The sequence below is a fragment of the Pseudomonas sp. TE3895 genome (assembly GCF_056278855.1).
In genome coordinates this window covers 3,650,333-3,671,551 of the sequence record NZ_JBWBQE010000001.1, presented here as the reverse complement: position 1 = coordinate 3,671,551, position 21,219 = coordinate 3,650,333, and the positions used below count along the sequence as shown (strand labels likewise).

The window sequence follows — 21,219 nt, the reverse complement described above, 5'->3', positions numbered from 1 at the left end:
TCAGCCACGATGGATCAGCTGCCAGGCCGGTGCACGCAGCAACAGGTGGTCAAGCAGGCGCCGAGCCGACAGCGAGAGCGTGTGCCGGTCGCGCATGCAGATGACGAATTCGCCAAGCGCCCAGTCGTCAGTCAGCGCAATGACCCGCAGGTCGAACAACGCCGCATAGCGGGACACGGCCTCTTGCGGAAACACCGCCAGGCCAAGGCCGAACTGCACCAGACGGTATGCCGCGTCGAACGACGACACGTACGAACGAAAATGCAGCGCCTTGCCTGACTGTTCGGCGCTTTTACGCATAAAAGCGTTCAATGTGGCAAAGGCCGAGAGCCCCAGGTGGTCGTAACCCAGGGTTTCCTCGAAGGCAATCTGGCTGCGGCCGGCCAACGGGTGGTCAGCAGCAACGACCACGGCCAGGTGATCCTGCCGATACGGTACGAAATCCAGGTCACCCACCGCCATGGATTTGCGGCAGATACCGAGGTCTGCAGTGCCCTCGGCCACACCACGAACGACATCGGCGCTGAAGCGCTCTTCGATATCGGCCTGGATGAGTGGGTATTCCAGCATGAACGCTGACAGTTCTTCGGGCAGAAACTCCATGATCGACGATACATTGGCCAGCACCCGCACATGACCACGCGCGCCGTGGGCGTATTCGCTCAGCTCGCTGTCCAGGCGTTCCATGGCGCGGGTCATTTCCCTGGCATGGCGCAGCAGTGCAAGCCCCGCCGGGGTGGGCTCCACGCCGCGCTTGCTACGTTTGAGCAAGGCGGTGCCAAAGCGCGCCTCGATGTCTGAAATACGTTTGCTGACGGCGGACGGCGCCATGAACGCGCGCTCGCCTGCGCGGGCGATGGTGCCTTCTTCGCAGACGACGATGAACAGGTTCAGGGAAAGGTGGTCGAGGGGTTGCATCGCTTGGCTCGGCTTGGGGAAGGGACCGCCGTAGCACTGTAGCAAAAAGCGCATTGGCTTCTAAAACCGGGTTTGAATTACCGGCCCCCAATCCCCAACCTTGGGGGAACGCTGCCCACCGCCAGCGGCTGGCATAAAGCCCTACTGAGAATCTGTAGCCCCTGCACCACAAGGCCTGCAAAGCATTTTTCAGGTGTTGGCACAGCTCTTGCCGATCTCCTCCCAGACGCCCCAAGTCCATGGGCCCGTTTGCAGGAGGAATTGACTCATGCACCGACCGATACCCCACCCGCTGGCAGTGGCGATTTTCGCCGGCATTCTCCAGCTTCCCGCGCAGGCCGCCTTGAACGCTGTCGATCCAGGCGCTTACGTCCCAGCCAATGGCGGCTTCCCCGCCTGGTACCAGGACAGCCACGGTCGTACCCTCGACCTGTGCCTGACCAAGGCCGTCAGCTCCCGGGTCGCCGGCGCACCTGGTGCACCCTCATACATGTGCACGCTGCTGCCCACGCCTGGTGTGTTCGACGATACCCAACCCATCGTCTTCCCCACCAACTTCCCTGACGAAGCGTTCTGGTTCACTGCCGACGCTGCCATCGTCGACGCTGCGCGTGGCATCGACCTCAGCTATGGCACGGCGATCGAAGCGGCATTCGCCGCCGAGGAACCTGTCGAGGGTGACCAGGTCAGCTTCGCCCGGGTCCGTATCCGGGTCGACGTACCCACCGCGGGCACCTACGTGGTCACCCACCCCTATGGTGTTGAAGTGTTCGATGTGCCCGTTGCAGGGCGCCGGGCGATCAACATGACCCGCGACATCGGCATCGCCGGCGCAGGCGACTTCACCGGCGCACTCAAGGGCGATGTCGGGCCGTTCCTGCGCAGTGTCAACGGCCCCTACACCGAAGGCAACGAGCGCTTCATCGGTGACCCGAACCTGGAAGAACGGGTAACGGGCAGCCCATTCAACACCAACTACGTGCGCATCGAAGGCCCTGGTGGCATCGACCTGCGCACCGAGCTGTTCGCTGTCTCGGGCAAGCTTTCCGAAGTGGCCCTGCCAACCCCGCTGATGCCACAACGCAGCACTTACTCACGCCATACCGAGAACGGCGACCTCATCGCCCAGCAAGACATCTTCGTGTTGGCCCCGCCGCCACCGGCAAGCGTCACCCTGACCAGTCAGACCCCCAACCTGAGCCTCACCGAGGCCAACGGCACCGGCGCCTGGTACGCCCAGTCAGCCCTCAACCCGGCGGCCGGAACCCTCGTGACGCTGTCCGCTGACAACAGCGTGGCAATCCCGACCAGCAGCCTGACCACCAGCAACGTTCCCCTGACCGACCTGGTCACCATCACGCAGGCCCAGTACCGCCTGTCCACCGGCGAGCTGACCCTGGTGGCCAGCACCAGTGACGAAACAACACCTCCAGTACTTACCGCACATACCGGCAACGGCACGCTGATCGGCAACCTGGGCGGTACCGGCGCCGTGAAGACATTGAGCATGACCCTCTCGCCCATTCCGCCGGCCAAGGTGCAGGTCACCAGCGCCAACGGTGGTAGCGACACCGAAGACGTGGTGCTGGTGCCATGAACAGACAAAGGCTCAGCCTTCAAGGAGGCAGCATGAACACTTGGTCGCGCCGTGCGCTGTTGGCCGCCGGTTTCTCTCTTACCGTTACCAGCGCCGCGTTTGCCGCGCTGTCTGATGTCGACCCGGGGCCCTACACCTTCGCCACGGGTGGCTATCCGATGTGGTACAAGGACAGCCTCGACCAATCCCTGGAGCTGTGCCAGTCGCGTGCCACCAGCACCCGTGCGCCAGGCGCACCCGGGGCGCCCGCCTACATGTGCACCTTGTTGCCCGAGCCCGGGGTCTATGACGATGCCCTGCCGCTGGTATTTCCAGATAACTGGCCACCCGAGATGTTCTGGTTCCTGGCCGAAACCTCGATACCACAAGTGGGTAACAGCGGATATGAACTGGAGGTCTACGTTGCCGGTATAGAGGCAGCCTTCGCTGCTGAAAACCCGGTAGACGGTGATCAGCAAAGTTTCGCCCGCATCCGTATCCGCGCATCGGTCCCACGCACCGGTACCTACACCATCACGCACCCTTACGGGGTGGAGACGGTCAACGTCACCACGGCAGGTCGTCGCGCGATCAACATCACCCGGGACATCGGTATCGGTGCTCCGGGCAACTTCCAGGGGGCGCTGGGGGGGGCGATCGGCCCTTGGCTGAAGGGGGTTGGCGGGCCATATACAGAGGTCAACCCTGACACGGGCACCACCGAAACCTTCATCGGCGACCCCAATATCACCGAAGCGGTCACGGGTAGCCCCTTCAATACCAACTTCGTGCGCATCGAAGGGCCCGCGGGCGCCATTCAGACCAACGCGTTCACCGTGTCTGGCAAGGTGCTGGACCCGCGAGCACAAACCCCGGTCACCCTGGAGCGCGCCACCTACTCGCGCAACGGCAGCGGTACCCGCGTGGAAGTGTTCGCCAAGGCGCCGAGTGAGGCCAGCCTGTGTATGCGCAATGGCCTGGCACTGATCGGCACGCCGCCTTCGCCTTGTCAGTTCACCCTGACTTCGGACAACAACGGTTTGTTCTTCAGCCAGCAGTTCAACCAGTCGGTGCCGCCAGAGGTGGTGGTTGTCACCGCCAGCAACGCAGTCGGCGGCACCCAGCCGACTGCGCTCTCGAGCAAGCTCAGCGACGTGGTCAAAGTCAGCACCGCACGCTACGACTGGGCCAACAAACGTCTGTTGATCGAGGCCAGTTCCAGCGACGAAGTAGCGGTCCCCGACCTGCTCGCCCAAGGCTACGGCCGCCTGTCGAAATCGGGCACACTGCAAAGCATCACGGTCAACGACTTGGCGCAACCGCCCGCCACCGTTACGGTCAAGTCTGCCCGCGGCGGTAGTGATGTAGAGCCAGTGATCGTGGTCGGCTACGCCCCGGTCGAGGCCGCCAACCAGCCACCGCTCGCCCAGGCCGATGTCGGCAGCACCAGTGTCGGTGTACCGATCACACTCAACCTGCTGCTGAACGACAGCGACCCGGATGGCGACGTGCCGCTGACCATCAGCGACCTGACCCAACCCGGGACCGGCCTTGGCGGCGTCGTGATGAATGGTACCACCTCGGTTACCTACACGCCGCCGACCGGGGCCACACAACCGCTGGTAGCCAACTTCAGCTACCGGGCGGTGGATGCCAAGGGGCTGAAATCGGAACCGGCCACGGTCACGATCAACGTCGCACCTAACCAGGCACCGACTGCCAACCCGGAAACCGTCGCCACCTTGGGCGTGCCGTTGACCATCAACGTGCTGGCCAACGACACCGATCCAGAAGGCAACGTACCGCTGAGCGTGACCAACATCACCCAGCCGGCCACCGGCCGTGGCACGGTCAGCACCGACGGCACAACCGTGACCTATACCCCACCGGCCACTGTAACCACTGCCTTCACCACCACCTTCACCTACCAGGCACGTGACTCGCTGGGGGGGCTGTCCACCCCAGGTACGGTCACCGTCAACGTGTCGCCTCGGCCTGCCGCTGAAACCTTCGCCGTCACGACAGCCACGGTCACGGCGCGCTCCAACAACCGTTACAACTGGGACATCAGTGGCACCTCGTCGGTGACCACCGGCAATACCGTAACCGTGCGGGTAACCACTACCACGGGCGTCCAGACCTTGGGGACGGCCACGGTAGCGCTGACCGGCCGCTGGCGCCTGGTGGTAAGCAATAGCACCACGATCATCCCGACTGCGGCACCGACGGCGACGATCACCACCAGCCAAGGCACCACGCGCACCGTCAACGTAGTCGTGCAGTAAAAGCCGGAGGCTTCGATGAAACGGCTGTACTCCCTGTTGCTCTGCCTGGCCCTGGCGGGCCAGGCCTGCTGGGCAGAGGACCTGATGGACAATGCCGACCTTGCACCCGGCAACGACCTCGGTGAACCAGTGATCATCCGCCTGCTGCCGGCCGGTGCCGGCCAGGCTGCGGTGATCGAGCAGCAAGGGTCAGGCAACCGCGCCGCCCTCGACCAGAACGGTCAGGCCCTGCTGGGCCGTATCGTCCAGTCCGGCGGTGCCCAGGAAGCGTACATCTTGCAGGAAGGCAGTGACCTGATGGCCATCATCCGCCAACAGGGAAATGGCAACAGCGCGTCGATTCGCCAGAGCGGCAGCAGCAACAACGCTGCCATCGAGCAGATCGGCAACGACAACAGCGCCAGCATCGTGCAGTCCGGCTCGGGGCTCAACAGCTCCGTGACCCAGGCTGGCAATGGCCAGCATGTTCAGATCACCCAATACCGATAGACCTGGAGGCACCACCATGTACAAGCTCGCTCCGTTAAGTGCCGCTATCGTCCTGGCCCTCGCAGGTCAGGCCATGGCTGCTGACAGCACCTCGTCCCAGACCCAGGACGGCAAGGAAAACATCGCCGAAGTCTCTCAGACCCAGGCATCCTTCGCCTCGGCCACCCAGAACCAGACTGGCAAGGGCCACAACCACCTCGCCGTGCAGGCCGAAAGCACCAGCGATATTCAGCAGAGCGCCACCGGCCAGTACAACGCCGGCTACGCTGAGCAACTGTTCGAGAACGGCAGCCAGATCACCCAGCACGCCGGAGGCAGCTACAACGATGCCTTCGCCAGCCAGTCGATAGGGTCGAACAACGAATCGCTGCAAACCCAACAAGGCGTCGGCAATAAATCCACCGTGTGGCAGGACAGCCAGGAAGGCAGCAAAGCCACCAGCTGGCAATCCGGCCAGCGCAACGAAGCGTTCATCGAGCAGACCTTCGGTGGCAGCAACAACCGCAGCACCGTCAACCAGACCGGCCAGGACAACTACGCCGCCGCCGAGCACCTGAACCATATCGATGGCGATATCCAGGTCTATCAGGATGGCCACGACAACTGGGCCTATGGCGACCAGCGCGAAGGCACCGGTGGCACCATTGCCATCGGCCAGTACGGGGGCGGCAACTCCGTGGAAGTGTGGCAGGACACACAGATCGGTAGCCAGGCCTCCGTAGTCCAGACCGGCCAGTCGAACGAAGGCTATATCGACCAGAGCTTCGGCGTCAGCAACAAGGTCAGCCTGTCGCAGCAAGGCAATGCCAACGCCAGTTGGTCGGACCAGTTCGAGACCAACAACTCGACCACCACCATTACCCAAACCGGCAACAACAACCTGCATTTCACCTATCAGAATGGTGAGAACCTCAACCTGACCATCAACACCCAAGGCAATGGCAACAGCATCACCGCCAGTAACTGGAAAGGCGCCAAGATGGGTGGCCAGTTCGGCACCAACCAGAACGCCACCATCAACCAGGCTGGCAATGGCAACGGCGTCAATCTGACCCAGAAGGGCGCTGACCAGCTGGCCACGCTGACCCAGACGGGTAAAGGCAACCAGATGTCGACCAAGCAGGATGATGTCAGCAACGAGCTGTACTTCGAACAGAACGGCACTGACAACATTCTGATCGCCGACCAGCGTGGGACCGACAACTATGCCTACGGCAGCAGCCAGGGCACCGGCAACACCATCACGCTCGACCAGTCCGGCTATAGCAACCAGAGCTACACCAACCAACTCTACGGAAGTGGAAACGAAGCCACCATCAAACAGACTGACAGCATCAACGTCGCCTACGTGACCCAGGGAGGCCAAAGCAACAAGGCGTTCGTCGACCAGAGTGGTGTCGCCCAATCCGCCACCATCACCCAGCTGGGCAGCGCGAACCTGGCCACTGTGACCCAGCAGTAAACCGCTCCCCCTTGAACCGCGGTGCTCCTCTCCCTGGTGCCGCGGTTCCTTTTTCTGTTATCCCGCCCTCTGCAATCGTTCGATCCGGCCGGCGCGTGCAATCCCCTGACGTGTAGCTGTCGGGTACAATGGCAAACCGCTCGAAGATGTGCAGCCGCATGATCCAGTCCGACCTCGACCTGTTCGGCCCCCAGCCGCAACGCCTGGCCAGCCACACCGTGCTGCTGCCCGGCTTCGCCCTGGCCGAAACCGAGGCGCTGCTCGATGCCCTGCGTCCGGTGCTGCGTGCTGCGCCGTTCCGGCACATGTACACCCCAGGAGGCCTGCGCATGGCAGTGGCCCTGACCAACTGCGGTACGCTGGGGTGGGTGAGTGATCAACATGGCTACCGATACAGCCCCAGCGACCCACTCAGTGGCCAGCCCTGGCCCGCCCTGCCCCCGGTTCTGCTCGCCTTGGCCTCCCGCGCTGCAGCCCTGGCCGGGTTTGACGGTTTCGTGCCGGATGCCTGCCTGGTCAACCACTACCTGCCGGGCACGCGCCTGAGCCTGCACCAGGACCGCGACGAGCAGGATTTCGGCCAGCCGATCGTGTCGGTGTCGTTGGGCTTACCGGCGGTGTTCCTGTTCGGCGGCCTGCAGCGTGCCGACAAGGCTCAGCGCATTGCGCTGAGCCACGGCGATGTGCTGGTCTGGGGCGGCGAAGACCGCTTGCGCTTCCACGGCGTGCTACCGATCAAACCCGGTGTGCATCCGCGCCTGGGCGAACGGCGGATCAACCTGACCTTGCGCAAGGCGGGTGCCTGAACAGGGGCCGTCATCTGCCACCCGGCGCAAAACAAGATGAACGCGCATGAAACACATTGAACATCTTGGCCAGGCAAGCTTCGAATGATAAGCCGCCTTTCTTTTGTCTGGAGCCTGCCATGCCCAACCCGCCTGGTTCTTCGAGCCGTTGCAACGGAGCCATGTACCGATGAAGATGCCTGGCCGCGCCCCCAATGCTTCGCTGCAGCTCGATTACGTACGCGACACCCTGTTCGGCCCGGTGGCGCAACGCGTGGAATGCCAATGCCAGCTCGCCGCCCTCAACCTGCAGGGTCGCCCAGGGCTGCGCCTGCACGTTTGCCCCCCACTGCCTGACAAGATCGACCGAGCTCACAGTGTGGCCTTCGTCTGGGATGGGCGGAGTTACCACGGCGTGGTTCGCGAAAAGGGAAAGTGCGGCGACGGTGGATTGAACCTGCTGCTGGAACTGCAATAAGCCGATCAACGGGGGTTGTGGCTGCCTGGGCTCATGCCAGCGCGTTGCTTTCAGCAGCCACCTATGCCCGGCCAGCCTTGGCTGACCGGGGCACGACAGGCGCGCTCAGGCAATCGCCTTGAGTGGCGCCGGGTGGTTGTCACGCAGCGCATGCAGCTGCTCCACCAGGTTGACCAGGTCACGGCAACTGTTGAGGTTTTGCAGCGCGACCCCGCTGAGGGTCACGCCCTGATCGAGATCCTGGCCCTGGCCCAGGCGGATGGTCAGGTTGGCGCCGTCCGGGCAGCTGACTTCACAGCGGTCTGGCAAGCAGGCCTGCTCGATCAGTTGCCGCATCTCTAGTATCGAAACGCCTATCAACGACATGGTACGACCCTCTCTGTGGGATGGCCTGTTGTTTGGGAGTACGCCTTTGTCGGGCGGGGCGCCAATTGATATTGCGCATGCTCGGCCAGCTGTCCATGCGCCCGGGCAATGAGCTTGCGGGGGATCCTTTAGCACCTTAGTGGAAGATTCTCCGCGTGGGCCGAGTGTTCGACTGCATTAGCAGACTTGACGACGAGTGGTCTTGGTCAGCAACGCGTTGACCAGCGACAGGGCCGGAACAGGCCACCCCCACCCAATCAACAAGATCAGTGCGCGGCACCTCCCCTCTCATCCTGCATCTGCCCAAACCGCCCGGCATGGAAATCATCGAACGACTCGGCAATCTCCGCCTGGCTGTTCATCACGAACGGGCCATAGCCGACGATCGGCTCATCGATTGGCTCACCGCTGAGCAGCAGCACACTTGCGCCGTCCAGCGCCTCGACGGCTACGTCTACACCCTCCCGGTCGAGCAGCACCAGGCTGGACGGGCCTGCTTCGCGCTCGCCGTTGATTCGAACGTTACCACGCAACACCACCAGCGCCGCATTGCGACCGGCAGCGACCGGCAACTGCAAGGCCGCGCCGGCGTTGAGCCGCAAATCCCACACGTCCATCGCGGTGAAGGTTCTGGCCGGCCCTTGGTGGCCATGGTAGTCACCGGCAATCACCCGCAAGCGCCCGGCATCACCGTCGAGCGCTACCACCGGAATGTCGCCGGCCAGCAGCGTCTGGTAGCCGGCCGCTGCACGCTTGTCCCGCGCCGGCAGGTTCACCCACAGCTGGACCATTTCCAGCGTGCCGCCACTGCGTGCAAAGTCCGGGGAATGAAACTCTTCATGAATGATGCCGTTGGCCGCCGTCATCCACTGCACGTCACCTGGACCGATCAAGCCGCCAGCACCGGTGGAATCACGGTGCTCCAGTTCACCTTGGTAGACGATGGTCACAGTCTCGAAGCCGCGATGCGGATGCTGGCCTACGCCGCGTCGTGCTTGGGTCGGGGTGAAATCATGCGGACCGGCGTAGTCCAGCAGCAGGAACGGGCTGATCCGGCTGGCCAGGTTGTCGTAGGTGAACAGGCTGCGCACCGGGAAGCCATCCCCCACCCAATGGGCGTGGGGGCTGCGGTGAATACCCAGAATCGTTTTCATGAGAAGGCTCCTCTCTTGGCTGAGATAACCTTATCAATGATGCCAATCACGCGGTAGCTGGCTAAAATGGCATGCATCGTCCCACGTGCGGAACAATCAACCCTGCAAGAAATCGAGCACCTGCTCCGCCGCCATGGCCGGGTCTTCCTGCATGAAACAGTGCCCACCAGGAACTTGCCGTGCGGTCACATTGCGGTTTAGCAGCGCCAGGCGATTCACCGAGTGTGGCACGAAGGGATAGGTGTCTTCGCCATACAACACCCGTGTCGGCGTCGTGATTGCGGCCAGACTGGCCCACATGCGTTTAGGGAATGAGCTGAAGATCTCCACTTCACGGCTGGGCCGGCACTTGAGCACCACGGCCTCGCCACACTCACCGATGGCATGCTCGACATAGGCCTGCAGTGCCGCATGGGTCCAGCCTTTGAAGATACCGCGCCCTTCCAGCGAGGCCAACGCCGACTCGCGATCGGGCCAGTGGCTGCGGCGGCTGGCGGCCTTACGGGCCAGGGCGTGACGCTGATGCAGGCCGACCAGGGCTGCCGCCCCCCATCACACCGATCATGCGTCGGCTGAACAGTACCGGGTCAAGCAGCACGGCACGTGCGAACAGTTGCGGCTCACTGCCCAGGATCAGCCCCGTAAGCACGCCACCAAAGCTGTGCCCTACGGCAAACCGCTGGACGTCGCCATACTCGCCACGCCCGCCCTGAAAGGCCTCCACCGCCAAGGCAGCGGTGCGGTTCCAGCCGCGAAACACCCCACCATGGTCACTGTCCCCATGGCCCTGAACGTCGCAAAGCCACAGGTCGAAATGCTCGCCCAGGCGCATCAGCAACGGTTGGTAAGCCAGGCAACAGAAGCCGTTGCCATGCAGAAAGTGCAGCAGCGGTTTGCCACTGGCCGGGGTTCGCCAGCCACGCAGGGTGAAACCTTCGGCGCATTCGTGGGACCAGGGAATCAACTGCATCGGCTTACTGTACTCTCGGGGTCAGGAAAACGCTGATTCTACAAACAGCAGCGGGTACAGTGAAATCACCAGCAACAGGGCCATCACGACATTGAACAGCATCAGCCAGCGCGAGTTTTGCAACAGGTTGCGCAGGGCGCTGCCGAACATCACCCATACCCCCACGCTGGGCAAGTTGACCAACGCGAACAAGGCCGCAATGACGATCACGTTGGTTACATAGCCTTGCGCTGGCGTGTAGGTGGTAATCGCCCCTACCGCCATCACCCAAGCCTTGGGGTTGACCCACTGGAACGCCGCCGCCCCCCAGAAGCCCAGCGGTTTGCGGGCACTGGACGCGGCCGTGCCGACCGGCCCGGAAGTGGCGATCTTCCAGGCCAGGTACAGCAGATAGGCGGCGCCCGCGTAGCGCAGCACCGTGTACAGGGGTGGCCAGGCCTTGAATACCTCACCCAGCCCCAGGCCGACGGCCAGCACCATCATCATGAAACCAAAACTGATACCCAAGGCATGAGGGACCGAGCGGCGCACGCCGAAGTTCACCCCCGAGGCCAGCAACATGGTGTTGTTGGGGCCCGGGGTGATGGAAGACACAAAGGCAAACAGCACAAAGGCGGTCAGCAGGTCGGCAGAGGCAAGCATGGCGGGCATTCCACTTTCTTTATGGGTGCTGTCACACTAACGGAGCGCCACTCCCAGCAACCGGTACAGTTCGATTAAATTACGCAGATACACATCACTGTACCGACAATCCGGATCAAGGAAGCCGTCACCATGAGCCTCACCATTCGCCCTGCCGTTCGTACCGATGCCGAGCAGATCCTCACCTTCATCACCGAACTGGCCGAGTACGAACGCGCGCGCCACGAGGTGGTCGCCACCCTTGCCGACATCGAGCACAGCCTGTTCGACGAAGGCAGCACTGTGCACACCCTGATGTGCGAGCGTGATGGCCGTGCAATTGGCTTTGCCGTGTACTTCTACAGCTACTCGACCTGGCTCGGGCGCAATGGCATCTATCTGGAAGACCTGTACGTAACCCCCGAGCAACGCGGCGATGGCGCCGGCCGGCAGTTGTTGCAGCACATTGCCCGCGAAGCGCTGGCGAACAACTGCGGGCGCCTGGAATGGAGCGTGCTGGACTGGAACGAGCCAGCGATCGGCTTCTACCAGAAACTGGGGGCCGAGGCGCAGGATGAGTGGGTGCGCTACCGGCTGGATGGCGACAAGCTGGCGGCATTCGCCCGCGGGTGATCGCCCGGTTTCTGCACTTCTGCCTGCTGGAAGAAGACTGCAGGCCTGAGCCTGTCGTACCTGCTGTTCGACAGCCTCGCACGCTGTATGACATTGACGCCAAGCCCGCCCCATGCTCTCCTTATGCCTCGCGTTCAGGTGCCCCTCAGGGGGTGAAACGGGAAACCGGTGCGTCCCAGGCCCTTCAGCAGGGCCGGACAATGCCGGTGCTGCCCCCGCAACGGTAAGCGAGTGAAGCGTCTGTACCACTGTGCCTCGTAGTACGGCATGGGAAGGTGACGCGTTCCAGGAGCCCAGCTCTTCCTCGCAAGCCCGGAGACCGGCCTGGCGTTCATGAACACCCCGCGGTGGGCGGGCGCTGTTGCATTCCCTTGGGCGACCACGTCCGGGGCTGCCGCGCTCGCCCATTGCCCACAAAAAGCAGAGGATCGCGTCATGCCCGTCACCAGCGCCAAACAACACAGCCTTGCTACCCCCGTTACCCTCAGCCAGCGTGTAATCATCGCCGTCGGTGCCAGCTTGCTGGGTTTGTGCCTAGTGTACTTTGCCGGGTTCTCGCACATCGAGGCTGTGCACAACGCTGCCCACGACACCCGCCACAGCGCCGCCTTCCCCTGCCACTGAGTACGCCTGATGATCACGCGCATTGCCCGTACGGCGGGTTTCAGCGGGCTCCTTGCAGCCCTGTTGCTGACCTTGCTGCAAAGCTTCTGGGTTGCCCCGCTGATTCTGGAGGCGGAAACCTACGAGTCCTCGGCCCCGGCCGCACACCACGAACACGGTAGCGAAGTGGCCGCTCATGAACACAGCGCCGAAGCCTGGTCGCCGGAAGACGGCTGGCAGCGCGTGCTGTCCACCACAGGCGGCAACCTGGTGGTCGCAGTCGGCTTCGCCCTGATCCTCGCCGCCCTGTACAGCCTTCGCGAGCCCAAACGCGCTACCACTGGCGCATTGTGGGGGTTGGCTGGCTTCGCCGTGTTCTGCCTGGCTCCCACCTTGGGCTTGCCACCAGAACTGCCGGGGACTGCGGCCGCCGACCTGGGGCAACGCCAAACCTGGTGGGTTGGTACAGCCAGTGCCACAGCGCTGGGCCTGGCCTTGCTGGTGTTCGCCCGCCACTGGCTGCTGAAGGCGCTGGGCGCCGTGCTGCTGGTCATTCCTCATGTGATCGGTGCACCGCAACCCGATGTGCACGAAAGCCTGGCCCCTGAAGCATTGGAAACCCAGTTCAAAGTCGCCTCCTGGCTCACCAACGCCGCCTTCTGGCTGGCCTTGGGCCTGCTCAGCGCCTGGCTGTTCCGCCGTTCCAGCCAGGCTTGATGCCTGCCTTCTATGCCGGTTTTGGCTGCCGCCGGGGTTGCCCGGCAGATGCCTTGCAACGCTTGCTGCGCCAGGCCCTGGACAATCAGGGGCTGGCGCTGGCCGACCTGCGCGGCATCGCAAGCATCAGCCTGAAGGCCGACGAGCCCGGCTTGCAGCAATTGGCAGAGCGCCTCGGTTTGCCCTTGGTGCTGTACCATGGCGCGCAACTGCAACCCTATGAACCACTGCTCAGCCACCGTTCCGCCGCTGCCCACCAGCACAGTGGCTGTTGGGGCGTAGCCGAGAGCGCGGCACTGGCCTTGGCCAGCCAGCGGCAGGGTACGGCCAGGCTGCTGCTGACGCGCCAGGTACTGGGCCCGGCGACGCTCGCCCTGGCCTGCTGAGCGTTTCGTACCCTCTTTTTTGCCAGGACTTTGCATGACCATCTACTTTATCGGTGCCGGCCCCGGCGACCCGGAGCTGATCACGGTCAAGGGCCAACGGCTGATTCGTCAGTGCCCGGTGATCATTTATGCCGGTTCACTGGTACCCGCCGCCGTGCTCGAAGGCCACCAGGCCGAAACCGTGATCAACAGCGCCGAACTGCATCTGGAACAGATCATCGCTGCCATGCGCAGCGCACACGAAAAAGGTCAGGATGTGGCCCGGGTGCACAGCGGCGACCCCAGCCTGTACGGCGCCATCGGTGAGCAGATTCGCCACCTGCAGGCGCTGGGCATCGATTACCAGATCATCCCCGGCGTTACCGCCACGGCAGCGAGCGCCGCCCTGCTCGGCTGCGAGCTGACCTTGCCTCAAGTGGCGCAGACCGTGATCCTCACCCGCTATGGCGACAGCTCGCCCATGCCGCCGGGTGAGCAGTTAGGGGACCTGGCGCGCCATGGCAGCACCCTGGCAATTCATCTGGGGGTCAAGCACCTGTCGCGCATTGTCGATGAGTTGATGCCGCATTACGGCGCGCACTGCCCGGTTGCGGTGGTGCATCGGGCCACCTGGCCAGACCAGGATTGGGTGCGCGGCAACCTCGGTGATATCGTCGAACGCGTAGCGACCAAGGATTTCCGGCGCACGGCGCTGATCCTGGTAGGCCACGTACTGGGGGATACACCGTTCGCCGAATCGGCCTTGTACCGTGCCGGGCATGCCCACCTGTACCGCCCTGGCGACTGAACATTGCCAGCCTTGCCTCGGGCGTAGCAGACTCCGGGTTCCCGCCTGCGAACAGGAGCCATGCCCATGCTGGAATTACGCCCCAACTGCGAGTGCTGTGATGCCGACCTGCCGGGTGACAGCCCCGACGTTATGATCTGCTCCTTCGAATGCACGTTCTGCCGTGCCTGTGCCGAAACCCGCTTCCAAGGCCGCTGCCCAAATTGTACCGGGCAGTTGGTAGCCCGCCCGACGCGGGTCGGCCAGGCATTAGCCAACAACCCTGCCTCCACACTGCGTATACACAAACCGCACGCTGCCTGCGCCTGAACAACTGCAAAGAAGCGGCATCACCGCTTTCTCAGGGTGATGTCTTTCCTGTTTCTTGTAGGACTTTTCAACAAAAAGCACTGGGGTTTTCAACACTTCTATACTCGGCATTACCAAACTTCGGGAATGGTCGTATCGTGCAGCGCTTCCGATAACCCCACTTGCAGACGTATTCCTGAGTGTTCCAGGAAGCGGACCACATCCCTACAGGAGTTTTCCTCATGACAACCGTGCTGATCGTCGACGACCACCCCATTGTCCGGCTGTCCCTGCGCCTACTGCTCGAGCGCGAGCGCTTCCATGTCATCGGCGAGGTCGGCAATGGCAGTGAAGTGGCTCAGGTAGCCCGCGAACTGCGCCCGGACGTAGTCATTCTCGACATCGGCCTGCCTGGCCTTGACGGCATGGAAGTCATCAAGCGATTGCAGAGCCTGGAGCCGGTACCGAAGATCATGGTGCTGACCGGCCAGGCCACTGACCTGTATGTACGCCGCTGCCTGGATGCCGGGATAGGTGCCTTCGTCACCAAGGAAGAGGACCACGAGGCCCTGCTGTTCGCCCTCAAGGCCCTGACCAAAGGTTATTCGACCTTTCCGCAAATGTCGGTCAACAGCAACTCGCTGGAGAGCGAGCCAGTGCGCCTGGCCAGTCTCTCCAACCGAGAAATGGAAGTGCTGCGGCGCCTTGCGCGCGGCGAGAACAACAAGAACATCGGCACGTGCATGAACCTCAGCGCCAAGACCATCAGCACCTACCGGGGCCGTATCATGGAAAAGCTCAAGACTGAGTCTCTCGTGGAAATGGTCGACCTGGCCAAGCGCAACAGCGTCTATTGAGCGCTCGGCTACCATGAAACAGTTGCTGGCGAGCGTCCTTCTGGCTATCGGTCTGGCCAACTCCACGGTGCTGCAGGCCAGCAGCGAACCACGCCATCTGCTGGCGCGCTCAATCAGTGCCGCTGCCCCACTGACGTTATCCGGCGATGATCGCCACTGGCTGAAAAATCGCCAACGCCTGATACTGGGTAGTGCGCGCCCCGACTACCCCCCGTTCGAAATCAATGTCAGTCAGCATGACTATGAGGGGTTGAGCGCAGACTACGCCGGCATTATCGGCGAACAGCTTGACATACCCATTGAAGTACGCCGCTTTGACAGCCGTCACGAGGCCATCACTGCCCTGCGTGATGGCCATATCGACTTGCTAGGTAGCTCCAACGCCTTCGAAGCGGCAGACGCCCAGCTTAGCCTGAGCACCCCCTATGCCGACGACCTGCCAGTGATCGTCACCCGTGAGGGGCACAGCTTGAAAAGCACGCCCGACCTCGCCGGCCTGCGCCTGGCGATGGTCGATCACTACCTGCCGGCCGTCAGCGTTCGCACCCTGTACCCGAAGGCGCAACTGAGCCTGTACCGCTCGACCCTGGCCGGGCTCGCCGCTGTGGTACTGGGCGAGGCAGACGCCTATCTGGGCGATGCGATCAGCACCGACTACATGATCGGCAAAAGTTTTCAGGGCACGTTGAAAATCGACCATTTCTCCCAACTGGCTCCAGAGGCTTTTGCCTTCGCCATAGCCAGCGACAACCCGCGCCTGCATCGGCTGGTGGACAAGGCGCTGTCACGCATAAGCGAAAGTGAACGCCTGAACATTCTGCGCCGCTGGAGCAGTGGTAACACCAGCCTGCTGCTGCAGCGCCACCTCACTGCCTTGAGCGAAGAAGAAGAATCCTGGATTACCGCCCACCCCACTATCAGCGTACTGGTCAATACCTCGCTGGCACCTTTGACGTTCAACGATGCTCAGCACCGCCCTAGCGGTATCACCCTGGACCTGCTCAAGCAGATCTCGCTGCGCACTGGGCTGCAGTTCACACCCGTCGAGAGTGCTTCATCGCAGGCCATGATCGACCGCCTGGTGCACGGCGAGGCACAGATGATCGGGGCGCTGGGCTATGGTGCCGACCGCTTGAAGCAACTGCGCTACACCCGCCCCTACCTGGTCAGCCCGCGCGTGCTTGTCACCCGCAACGACGGTGAATCACCTGCACAGACCAAGGCCCTGGATGACAAGCGCATCGCCTTGGTGCGCGGCTCACCGCAGCAGGCCGTTTTGCAACAGCGATACCCGCAGGCCGAGATAGTCGAAGTTGACAACCCCCTGGGCCAGATGGAGGCCGTGGCCAACGGTGTTGCCGACGTGGCCCTGAGCAGCCATATCAATGCTGCCTATTACATCAGCCATGTGTTCAAGGACCGTTTGCGCATTGCCAGCGTGCTCGACGACGCCCCGGCCATTGCCGCCTTTGCCGTAGCCGCCGACCAGCCACAGCTGCAGGCCATTCTCGACAAGGCGCTGCTAAGCATTCCACCTGAAGAACTGGACCAGTTGATCAACCGCTGGCGCACCAGCACACTGGTGAGCGACAGCCCATGGCGCGACTACCGCACCTTGGCTTTGCAGGTGCTGGTGCTGTCGGCCCTACTGCTGGCCGGGGTGGTGTTCTGGAACAGCTACCTGCGCAAGCTGATCAACCAGCGAACCGAGGCACAGCACGCACTGCAGGCACAGCTCGCGCTGAGCCGTGGGCTGCTGGAACAGTTACGCCAGGCCAAAGACGATGCCGAACAGGCCAGCCAGACCAAAAGCACCTTCCTGGCCACCATGAGCCATGAGATCCGTACCCCGATGAATGCGGTGATCGGTCTGCTGGAACTGGCCCTGGAAGATAGCCGCAGCGGCCGCAGCGACTCCCAGACCTTGCAGACCGCCCATGATTCGGCCATTGGCCTGCTTGAGCTGATTGGCGATATTCTCGACATTTCCCGCATCGAATCCGGCCATATCAGCCTGCAACCGGTGCCTACCAATCTGGTCGAACTGGTGCGCGCCACGCTGCGGGTGTTCGAAGGCAATGCCCGGGCCAAAGGGTTGCATCTGCAGGGCGAGCTGCCTGCAGAGCCGGTATGGGTGCTGGCTGACCCACTGCGACTCAAGCAAATTCTGTCCAACCTGATCAGCAACGCCATCAAGTTCACCGACCGTGGTGAAGTGCAGGCATGCCTGCTACTGCCCAAAGTTGCCGGCCACGGCGTTCTGGCTATCGAGCTGAATGTGCGTGACACCGGCATCGGCATCAGCCCCGCCGACCAGGCCAGGCTGTTCAGTGCCTTCGTTCAGGTCGATGGCCCAAGGGCACGTCAAGGGGCAGGCCTGGGGTTGGTCATCAGCCGTACCCTGGCCGAACTGATGGGCGGCGCCCTGAGCCTTCAGAGCGTCGAGGGCGTTGGTACCCGGGTACAAGTCAGCCTGCGGTTACCCGTCTGCGAAGCACCGGCACAAGCGGACCCTCAACTCACGACACATGAAAGCAACAGCGGCCCGCTCAATATTCTGGTGGTCGACGACTACCCAGCCAACCTGCTATTGCTGGAACGGCAACTGCAAACCCTGGGACACCACGTGACACTGGCGGAGAATGGCGAGATCGCCCTTGCTCGCTGGCAGGAAGCACGCTTTGACCTGGTGATCACCGATTGCAGCATGCCGGTCATGGACGGGCATGAACTCACCCGACGCATTCGTAGCCTGGAGGGCGAACACGGCCTGCCAGCAGGCCGTATTCTTGGCGTGACCGCCAACGCCCAGGCCGAGGAGCGTACTCGCTGCCTGGCCAGCGGCATGGACGAATGCCTGTTCAAGCCGATTGGTCTGCGCACGCTCAAGACCCATCTGCCCCAGGTGCGCCCTCAGCAGCCGTCGCCGGAGCCTTCCCATGGTGGGTTCGACCTGGCCGAATTGCGCCACCTGACCCAGGACGACGAACAGTTGACGCGGCATTTGCTGGAGCAGTTGTCGATAAGCGTCAGTGAAGACCTGGCCGCCCTGCGTGCCTTGGCCACAGACGCCCCTGATGAAGCGGTACGCGCCTTGGCCCACCGCATCAAGGGTGGCGCCAAAATGATCAGGGTGCGCACCGTGGTCAAAGACTGTGAAGCCATCGAACACGCCCACGCACGAGGGCTACCAACCGTTGAGCAACGCGGGCAACTGCAAGTCAGCCTGCAGGCACTGCTTGACGAGATGCGCGAGGCGCTCAATGCAATTGCAGCGTCGAGCTGATCTGGCTGATGGCGTCCACGACGTGCCGTGAACCTTGCTGAATTTCCATGATCACTGTCCCCGCCTCATTGGCCAGTGCCACGCCGTGACCGGTACGGTTGAGGCTCGATTGCATGCTGGCCACCGCCAATAGCGACAGGTCGTGGTTCTGCCGCACCACATCGACGATTTCCAGGGTGGCCTTGCTGGTTCGCGCGGCCAGGTTGCGCACCTCATCGGCCACCACGGCAAAGCCTCGCCCGTGCTCGCCGGCACGCGCGGCCTCGATGGCTGCATTAAGGGCCAACAGGTTGGTCTGGTCGGCGATGCCACGAATGGTCAGCACAATCTGCCCGATCACATCCGACTGCTTGTTTACCGCATCGATGCTGCGCGCTGCGTCGTTAAGCTCCTGGGAAATCTGCTCGATTACCTGCACGGTCTGCTGCACCACTTCGGTACCCTTGCGCGCGCAGGCATCGGTCTGCACCGAACTGGCATGGGCGGCATGGGCGGCGCTTTGCTGGGTGCAGACTTGATGGGTGATGTCGCTGGCAAACTTGACCACTTTGCACAGGCGGCCCTTGCTGTCGAAGATCGGGTTGTAGGAGGCCTCCAGGAAAACAGTCTGGCCTTGCTTGTTGACGCGTTCGAAGCGGTGCGAGTGGTATTCGCCACGGTTCAGCGAAGCCCAGAACTCCCGGTACTGGGCCGATTCGCGTTCAGGCGCCAGGCAGAACAGCCCGTGATGGCGGCCAACCACTTCATCAAGGCGGTAGCCCATGGTGTCGAGAAAGTTCTGGTTGGCCTTGATCACCCGGCCTTGCGGGGTGAACTCGATCACCGCCATGGAGCGGCTGATGGCCTTGAGCAGGCTTTCGCTCTCGTGCTCCAGCACCACCCGCTGGGTGATGTCCGATGCCACCTTGATTACGCTGGTGACTTGCCGGTGCTCGTCCAGCACGGGCATGTAACTGGCTTCCAGCCAGACCTCGCGACCCGCCTTGTCGATGCGCTCGAACGTACCGCTGATTGCCTTGCCCTGCCCCAACTCGCGCCACAGTTGCTGGTATTCGGCGCTTTTTGCATAATCCGGCTCACAGAACAGCCGGTGGTGCTTGCCACGCAGCTCGTCGGCGCTGTAGCCCATGGCCTGGCAGAAGCGCTCGTTGACGTCGAGGATAGTGCCGTCAGGGGCGAACTCGATCATCGCCATGGAACGACCGATAGCGGCCAGTTTGGCTTGCGCATTGGCCAACGCCTGGCGGCTGCGCTGGATTTCTGCCAAATCAGACTTGCGGTGGAAATCGAACATGACGCGGGGCTCCCTATGCGCGGTTTTCTGAGCATAGATCGCCGTTGGCAAGTCGTGGCATCGACAGCGCCTGTAGGAGCGGGTTCACCCGCGAACACCGGCGCAGCCGGTGCCATGCCCCCGTCGCCCGCTTCGCAGGTAAACCCGCTGCACATTCGTTTCGGGCCAATCATTCCTGTGGCATTCGCGCGAGAAGGCCTTGGCGGGCACTCTCAGGTGCTCTCGCGCACCATCAGCTCAAAGCCCAGATCCTGCTGCGCATTCGTCACCCGCTTGCCATCCAGTAACGCCAGCAGCGCCTGTGCCGCGCCCCGCCCCACCGCAGCCCGTGGTGTGCGAATGGAGGTCAGCCGCGGCACCATATGCGCCGACGCAGGCAAATCGTTGAAACCGACCATCGCCACCTGGCGTGGCACCTCCACCCCTTGACGCAAGGCCTGCAGCACCGCGCCCTGAGCCAGGTCGTCGTTACAGAAGAAGATACCGTCGACATCCGGTGCCTGCTGCATCAGCTGGCTGAACAGCACACTGCCCAGGGCAATCGACGATGGCTCCGGGGCCAACACCTCCAGCTCGGCAGCCTGCAAACCAGCCTCTGCCAAAGCCTGACGGAAACCCTCGGCACGCTGCATCACCCTCGGGTCCAGTTGCGCCGCAATGAATGCAAGGCGCTTGCGCCCCCGCTCGATCAGGTGCCGTGCAGCAGCACGCCCGGCCTGATGCTGCGAGAAGCCGACTGACAAAGCCCCTGGCTCACCATTGAGTTCCATCATGTGCACACACGGCACGCCGCTGGCAGCCAGCATCTGCCGCGCAGCATCGCTACGCTCGAAGCCGGTCAGCAAAATACCGCAGGGCTGATAGGCCAGGTAATTGCGGATCAGGTTCTCTTCTTCGGCAAGGTCGTAGTGATAGTTGCCGATCAGCACCTCTAGCCCACGAGGGCGCATGACCTCATGAATGGCCTCCAGGGTGTCGATGAACAGTTGGTTGGACAACGACGGGATCAACACCACCACTGACTGGCTGCGTGCTGAGGCCAGCGCCCGCGCCGCCGGGTTGGCCACATAGCCAAGGTTCGCTGCTGCGGCGATGACCTTTTCCACCAGGTCAGGCGCAACGGTGCTGACCCCACGCAAGGCGCGCGAAGCGGTGATCGGGGAGACCCCGGAAAGCCTGGCAACTTCAGCCAGGGTGGGACGACCTGTAGTTCGGGAGCCGGTGCGGGACATGAATGTTGTAATTTTACTACTTGCAAGGAGAG

19 protein-coding genes, 3 pseudogenes and 1 riboswitch are annotated in these 21,219 nt (G+C 62.7%); of the genes and pseudogenes, 14 read left to right on the top strand and 8 right to left on the bottom strand.

Going from position 1 to position 21,219, the window contains the following annotated elements; translation table 11 throughout:
- Positions 1-918, bottom strand: a complete 918-nt coding sequence (locus ACZ889_RS16510) for a LysR family transcriptional regulator (protein ID WP_476257575.1) — start codon at positions 916-918, stop codon at positions 1-3.
- 268 nt (positions 919-1,186) lie between these two features.
- On the opposite strand from ACZ889_RS16510, the gene ACZ889_RS16505 reads away from it, so the two are divergent.
- The 6 genes from ACZ889_RS16505 to ACZ889_RS16480 all read left to right on the top strand — a co-directional run bounded on the left by ACZ889_RS16505 (position 1,187) and on the right by ACZ889_RS16480 (position 7,993).
- Positions 1,187-2,515, top strand: coding sequence for a hypothetical protein (locus ACZ889_RS16505; protein WP_476257574.1), 1,329 nt, complete (start codon positions 1,187-1,189; stop codon positions 2,513-2,515).
- Between the two features lie 32 nt (positions 2,516-2,547).
- Entirely contained in the window at positions 2,548-4,779 is a 2,232-nt protein-coding gene (locus ACZ889_RS16500; RefSeq protein ID WP_180688171.1) for an Ig-like domain-containing protein, read from the top strand.
- A gap of 15 nt (positions 4,780-4,794) precedes the next feature.
- Complete coding sequence (locus ACZ889_RS16495) at positions 4,795-5,268, top strand: curlin (RefSeq protein WP_014861749.1); 474 nt, start codon at positions 4,795-4,797, stop codon at positions 5,266-5,268.
- Positions 5,269-5,284: 16 nt separating this feature from the next.
- Complete coding sequence (locus tag ACZ889_RS16490) at positions 5,285-6,730, top strand: curlin (RefSeq protein WP_180688172.1); 1,446 nt, start codon at positions 5,285-5,287, stop codon at positions 6,728-6,730.
- A 158-nt stretch (positions 6,731-6,888) separates the two neighbouring features.
- Entirely contained in the window at positions 6,889-7,536 is a 648-nt protein-coding gene (alkB, locus tag ACZ889_RS16485; RefSeq protein WP_180688173.1) for a DNA oxidative demethylase AlkB, read from the top strand.
- Between the two features lie 169 nt (positions 7,537-7,705).
- Positions 7,706-7,993: a hypothetical protein gene (locus ACZ889_RS16480; protein ID WP_003253801.1), complete on the top strand. Its 288-nt coding sequence runs from the start codon at positions 7,706-7,708 to the stop codon at positions 7,991-7,993.
- A gap of 105 nt (positions 7,994-8,098) precedes the next feature.
- On the opposite strand, the gene ACZ889_RS16475 is transcribed toward ACZ889_RS16480, so the two are convergent.
- From ACZ889_RS16475 to ACZ889_RS16460, 4 genes and pseudogenes are all read right to left on the bottom strand, one after another.
- On the bottom strand, positions 8,099-8,359 hold the full coding sequence (locus ACZ889_RS16475) for a DUF1652 domain-containing protein (protein ID WP_033725899.1): 261 nt from the start codon (positions 8,357-8,359) through the stop codon (positions 8,099-8,101).
- A gap of 266 nt (positions 8,360-8,625) precedes the next feature.
- Positions 8,626-9,513 carry a pirin family protein gene (locus ACZ889_RS16470; RefSeq protein WP_047605212.1) on the bottom strand — a complete coding sequence of 296 codons (888 nt, stop codon included), beginning with the start codon at positions 9,511-9,513 and terminating at the stop codon, positions 8,626-8,628.
- 96 nt (positions 9,514-9,609) lie between these two features.
- Positions 9,610-10,483: pseudogene (locus ACZ889_RS16465) on the bottom strand (alpha/beta fold hydrolase).
- 21 nt (positions 10,484-10,504) lie between these two features.
- Positions 10,505-11,134 (bottom strand): LysE family translocator, encoded by a 630-nt coding sequence (locus tag ACZ889_RS16460; RefSeq protein WP_012052198.1) that lies wholly within the window; start codon positions 11,132-11,134, stop codon positions 10,505-10,507.
- Between the two features lie 123 nt (positions 11,135-11,257).
- Between ACZ889_RS16460 and ACZ889_RS16455 the strand changes: the two genes are divergently transcribed.
- From ACZ889_RS16455 to ACZ889_RS16420, 8 genes are all read left to right on the top strand, one after another.
- Positions 11,258-11,737: a GNAT family N-acetyltransferase gene (locus tag ACZ889_RS16455; protein ID WP_003253811.1), complete on the top strand. Its 480-nt coding sequence runs from the start codon at positions 11,258-11,260 to the stop codon at positions 11,735-11,737.
- Between the two features lie 119 nt (positions 11,738-11,856).
- Positions 11,857-12,079, top strand: a riboswitch (cobalamin riboswitch).
- A 93-nt stretch (positions 12,080-12,172) separates the two neighbouring features.
- Positions 12,173-12,361 carry a CbtB domain-containing protein gene (locus tag ACZ889_RS16450; RefSeq protein ID WP_003253813.1) on the top strand — a complete coding sequence of 63 codons (189 nt, stop codon included), beginning with the start codon at positions 12,173-12,175 and terminating at the stop codon, positions 12,359-12,361.
- 9 nt (positions 12,362-12,370) lie between these two features.
- Positions 12,371-13,057 carry a CbtA family protein gene (locus ACZ889_RS16445; RefSeq protein ID WP_180688175.1) on the top strand — a complete coding sequence of 229 codons (687 nt, stop codon included), beginning with the start codon at positions 12,371-12,373 and terminating at the stop codon, positions 13,055-13,057.
- On the top strand, positions 13,057-13,443 hold the full coding sequence (locus ACZ889_RS16440) for a cobalamin biosynthesis protein (protein ID WP_003253817.1): 387 nt from the start codon (positions 13,057-13,059) through the stop codon (positions 13,441-13,443). The genes ACZ889_RS16445 and ACZ889_RS16440 overlap by 1 nt, the downstream gene beginning before the upstream one ends.
- Before the next feature lie 34 nt (positions 13,444-13,477).
- Entirely contained in the window at positions 13,478-14,230 is a 753-nt protein-coding gene (cobM, locus tag ACZ889_RS16435; protein ID WP_004576572.1) for a precorrin-4 C(11)-methyltransferase, read from the top strand.
- 66 nt (positions 14,231-14,296) lie between these two features.
- A complete protein-coding gene (locus tag ACZ889_RS16430) occupies positions 14,297-14,539 on the top strand; it encodes a DUF1272 domain-containing protein (RefSeq protein ID WP_003253822.1) in 243 nt (80 codons plus the stop codon).
- Positions 14,540-14,760: 221 nt separating this feature from the next.
- A complete protein-coding gene (locus ACZ889_RS16425; RefSeq protein WP_003253824.1) occupies positions 14,761-15,375 on the top strand; it encodes a response regulator transcription factor in 615 nt (204 codons plus the stop codon).
- Between the two features lie 13 nt (positions 15,376-15,388).
- A complete protein-coding gene (locus ACZ889_RS16420; RefSeq protein ID WP_476257573.1) occupies positions 15,389-18,661 on the top strand; it encodes a transporter substrate-binding domain-containing protein in 3,273 nt (1,090 codons plus the stop codon).
- Here ACZ889_RS16420 and ACZ889_RS16415 read toward each other — a convergent pair.
- The 3 genes and pseudogenes from ACZ889_RS16415 to gntR all read right to left on the bottom strand — a co-directional run.
- Positions 18,636-19,067, bottom strand: a pseudogene (locus tag ACZ889_RS16415) (methyl-accepting chemotaxis protein); the annotation flags it as partial. The gene ACZ889_RS16420 and the pseudogene ACZ889_RS16415 overlap by 26 nt on opposite strands.
- Before the next feature lie 105 nt (positions 19,068-19,172).
- A pseudogene (locus ACZ889_RS16410) lies at positions 19,173-19,850 on the bottom strand (PAS domain-containing protein); the annotation flags it as partial.
- Between the two features lie 317 nt (positions 19,851-20,167).
- Positions 20,168-21,187: an HTH-type transcriptional regulator GntR gene (gntR, locus tag ACZ889_RS16405; RefSeq protein WP_003253830.1), complete on the bottom strand. Its 1,020-nt coding sequence runs from the start codon at positions 21,185-21,187 to the stop codon at positions 20,168-20,170.
- Positions 21,188-21,219 lie beyond the last annotated feature (32 nt).

Excerpts from the sequence above, each read along its gene's own strand:
- ACZ889_RS16510 (WP_476257575.1), bottom strand. The coding sequence starts at position 918 with ATGCAACCCCTCGACCACCTTTCCCTGAACCTGTTCATCGTCGTCTGC.
- ACZ889_RS16505 (WP_476257574.1), top strand. The coding sequence starts at position 1,187 with ATGCACCGACCGATACCCCACCCGCTGGCAGTGGCGATTTTCGCCGGC.
- ACZ889_RS16500 (WP_180688171.1), top strand. The coding sequence starts at position 2,548 with ATGAACACTTGGTCGCGCCGTGCGCTGTTGGCCGCCGGTTTCTCTCTT.
- ACZ889_RS16495 (WP_014861749.1), top strand. The coding sequence starts at position 4,795 with ATGAAACGGCTGTACTCCCTGTTGCTCTGCCTGGCCCTGGCGGGCCAG.
- ACZ889_RS16490 (WP_180688172.1), top strand. The coding sequence starts at position 5,285 with ATGTACAAGCTCGCTCCGTTAAGTGCCGCTATCGTCCTGGCCCTCGCA.
- alkB (WP_180688173.1), top strand. The coding sequence starts at position 6,889 with ATGATCCAGTCCGACCTCGACCTGTTCGGCCCCCAGCCGCAACGCCTG.
- ACZ889_RS16480 (WP_003253801.1), top strand. The coding sequence starts at position 7,706 with ATGAAGATGCCTGGCCGCGCCCCCAATGCTTCGCTGCAGCTCGATTAC.
- ACZ889_RS16475 (WP_033725899.1), bottom strand. The coding sequence starts at position 8,359 with ATGTCGTTGATAGGCGTTTCGATACTAGAGATGCGGCAACTGATCGAG.
- ACZ889_RS16470 (WP_047605212.1), bottom strand. The coding sequence starts at position 9,513 with ATGAAAACGATTCTGGGTATTCACCGCAGCCCCCACGCCCATTGGGTG.
- ACZ889_RS16460 (WP_012052198.1), bottom strand. The coding sequence starts at position 11,134 with ATGCCCGCCATGCTTGCCTCTGCCGACCTGCTGACCGCCTTTGTGCTG.
- ACZ889_RS16455 (WP_003253811.1), top strand. The coding sequence starts at position 11,258 with ATGAGCCTCACCATTCGCCCTGCCGTTCGTACCGATGCCGAGCAGATC.
- ACZ889_RS16450 (WP_003253813.1), top strand. The coding sequence starts at position 12,173 with ATGCCCGTCACCAGCGCCAAACAACACAGCCTTGCTACCCCCGTTACC.
- ACZ889_RS16445 (WP_180688175.1), top strand. The coding sequence starts at position 12,371 with ATGATCACGCGCATTGCCCGTACGGCGGGTTTCAGCGGGCTCCTTGCA.
- ACZ889_RS16440 (WP_003253817.1), top strand. The coding sequence starts at position 13,057 with ATGCCTGCCTTCTATGCCGGTTTTGGCTGCCGCCGGGGTTGCCCGGCA.
- cobM (WP_004576572.1), top strand. The coding sequence starts at position 13,478 with ATGACCATCTACTTTATCGGTGCCGGCCCCGGCGACCCGGAGCTGATC.
- ACZ889_RS16430 (WP_003253822.1), top strand. The coding sequence starts at position 14,297 with ATGCTGGAATTACGCCCCAACTGCGAGTGCTGTGATGCCGACCTGCCG.
- ACZ889_RS16425 (WP_003253824.1), top strand. The coding sequence starts at position 14,761 with ATGACAACCGTGCTGATCGTCGACGACCACCCCATTGTCCGGCTGTCC.
- ACZ889_RS16420 (WP_476257573.1), top strand. The coding sequence starts at position 15,389 with ATGAAACAGTTGCTGGCGAGCGTCCTTCTGGCTATCGGTCTGGCCAAC.
- gntR (WP_003253830.1), bottom strand. The coding sequence starts at position 21,187 with ATGTCCCGCACCGGCTCCCGAACTACAGGTCGTCCCACCCTGGCTGAA.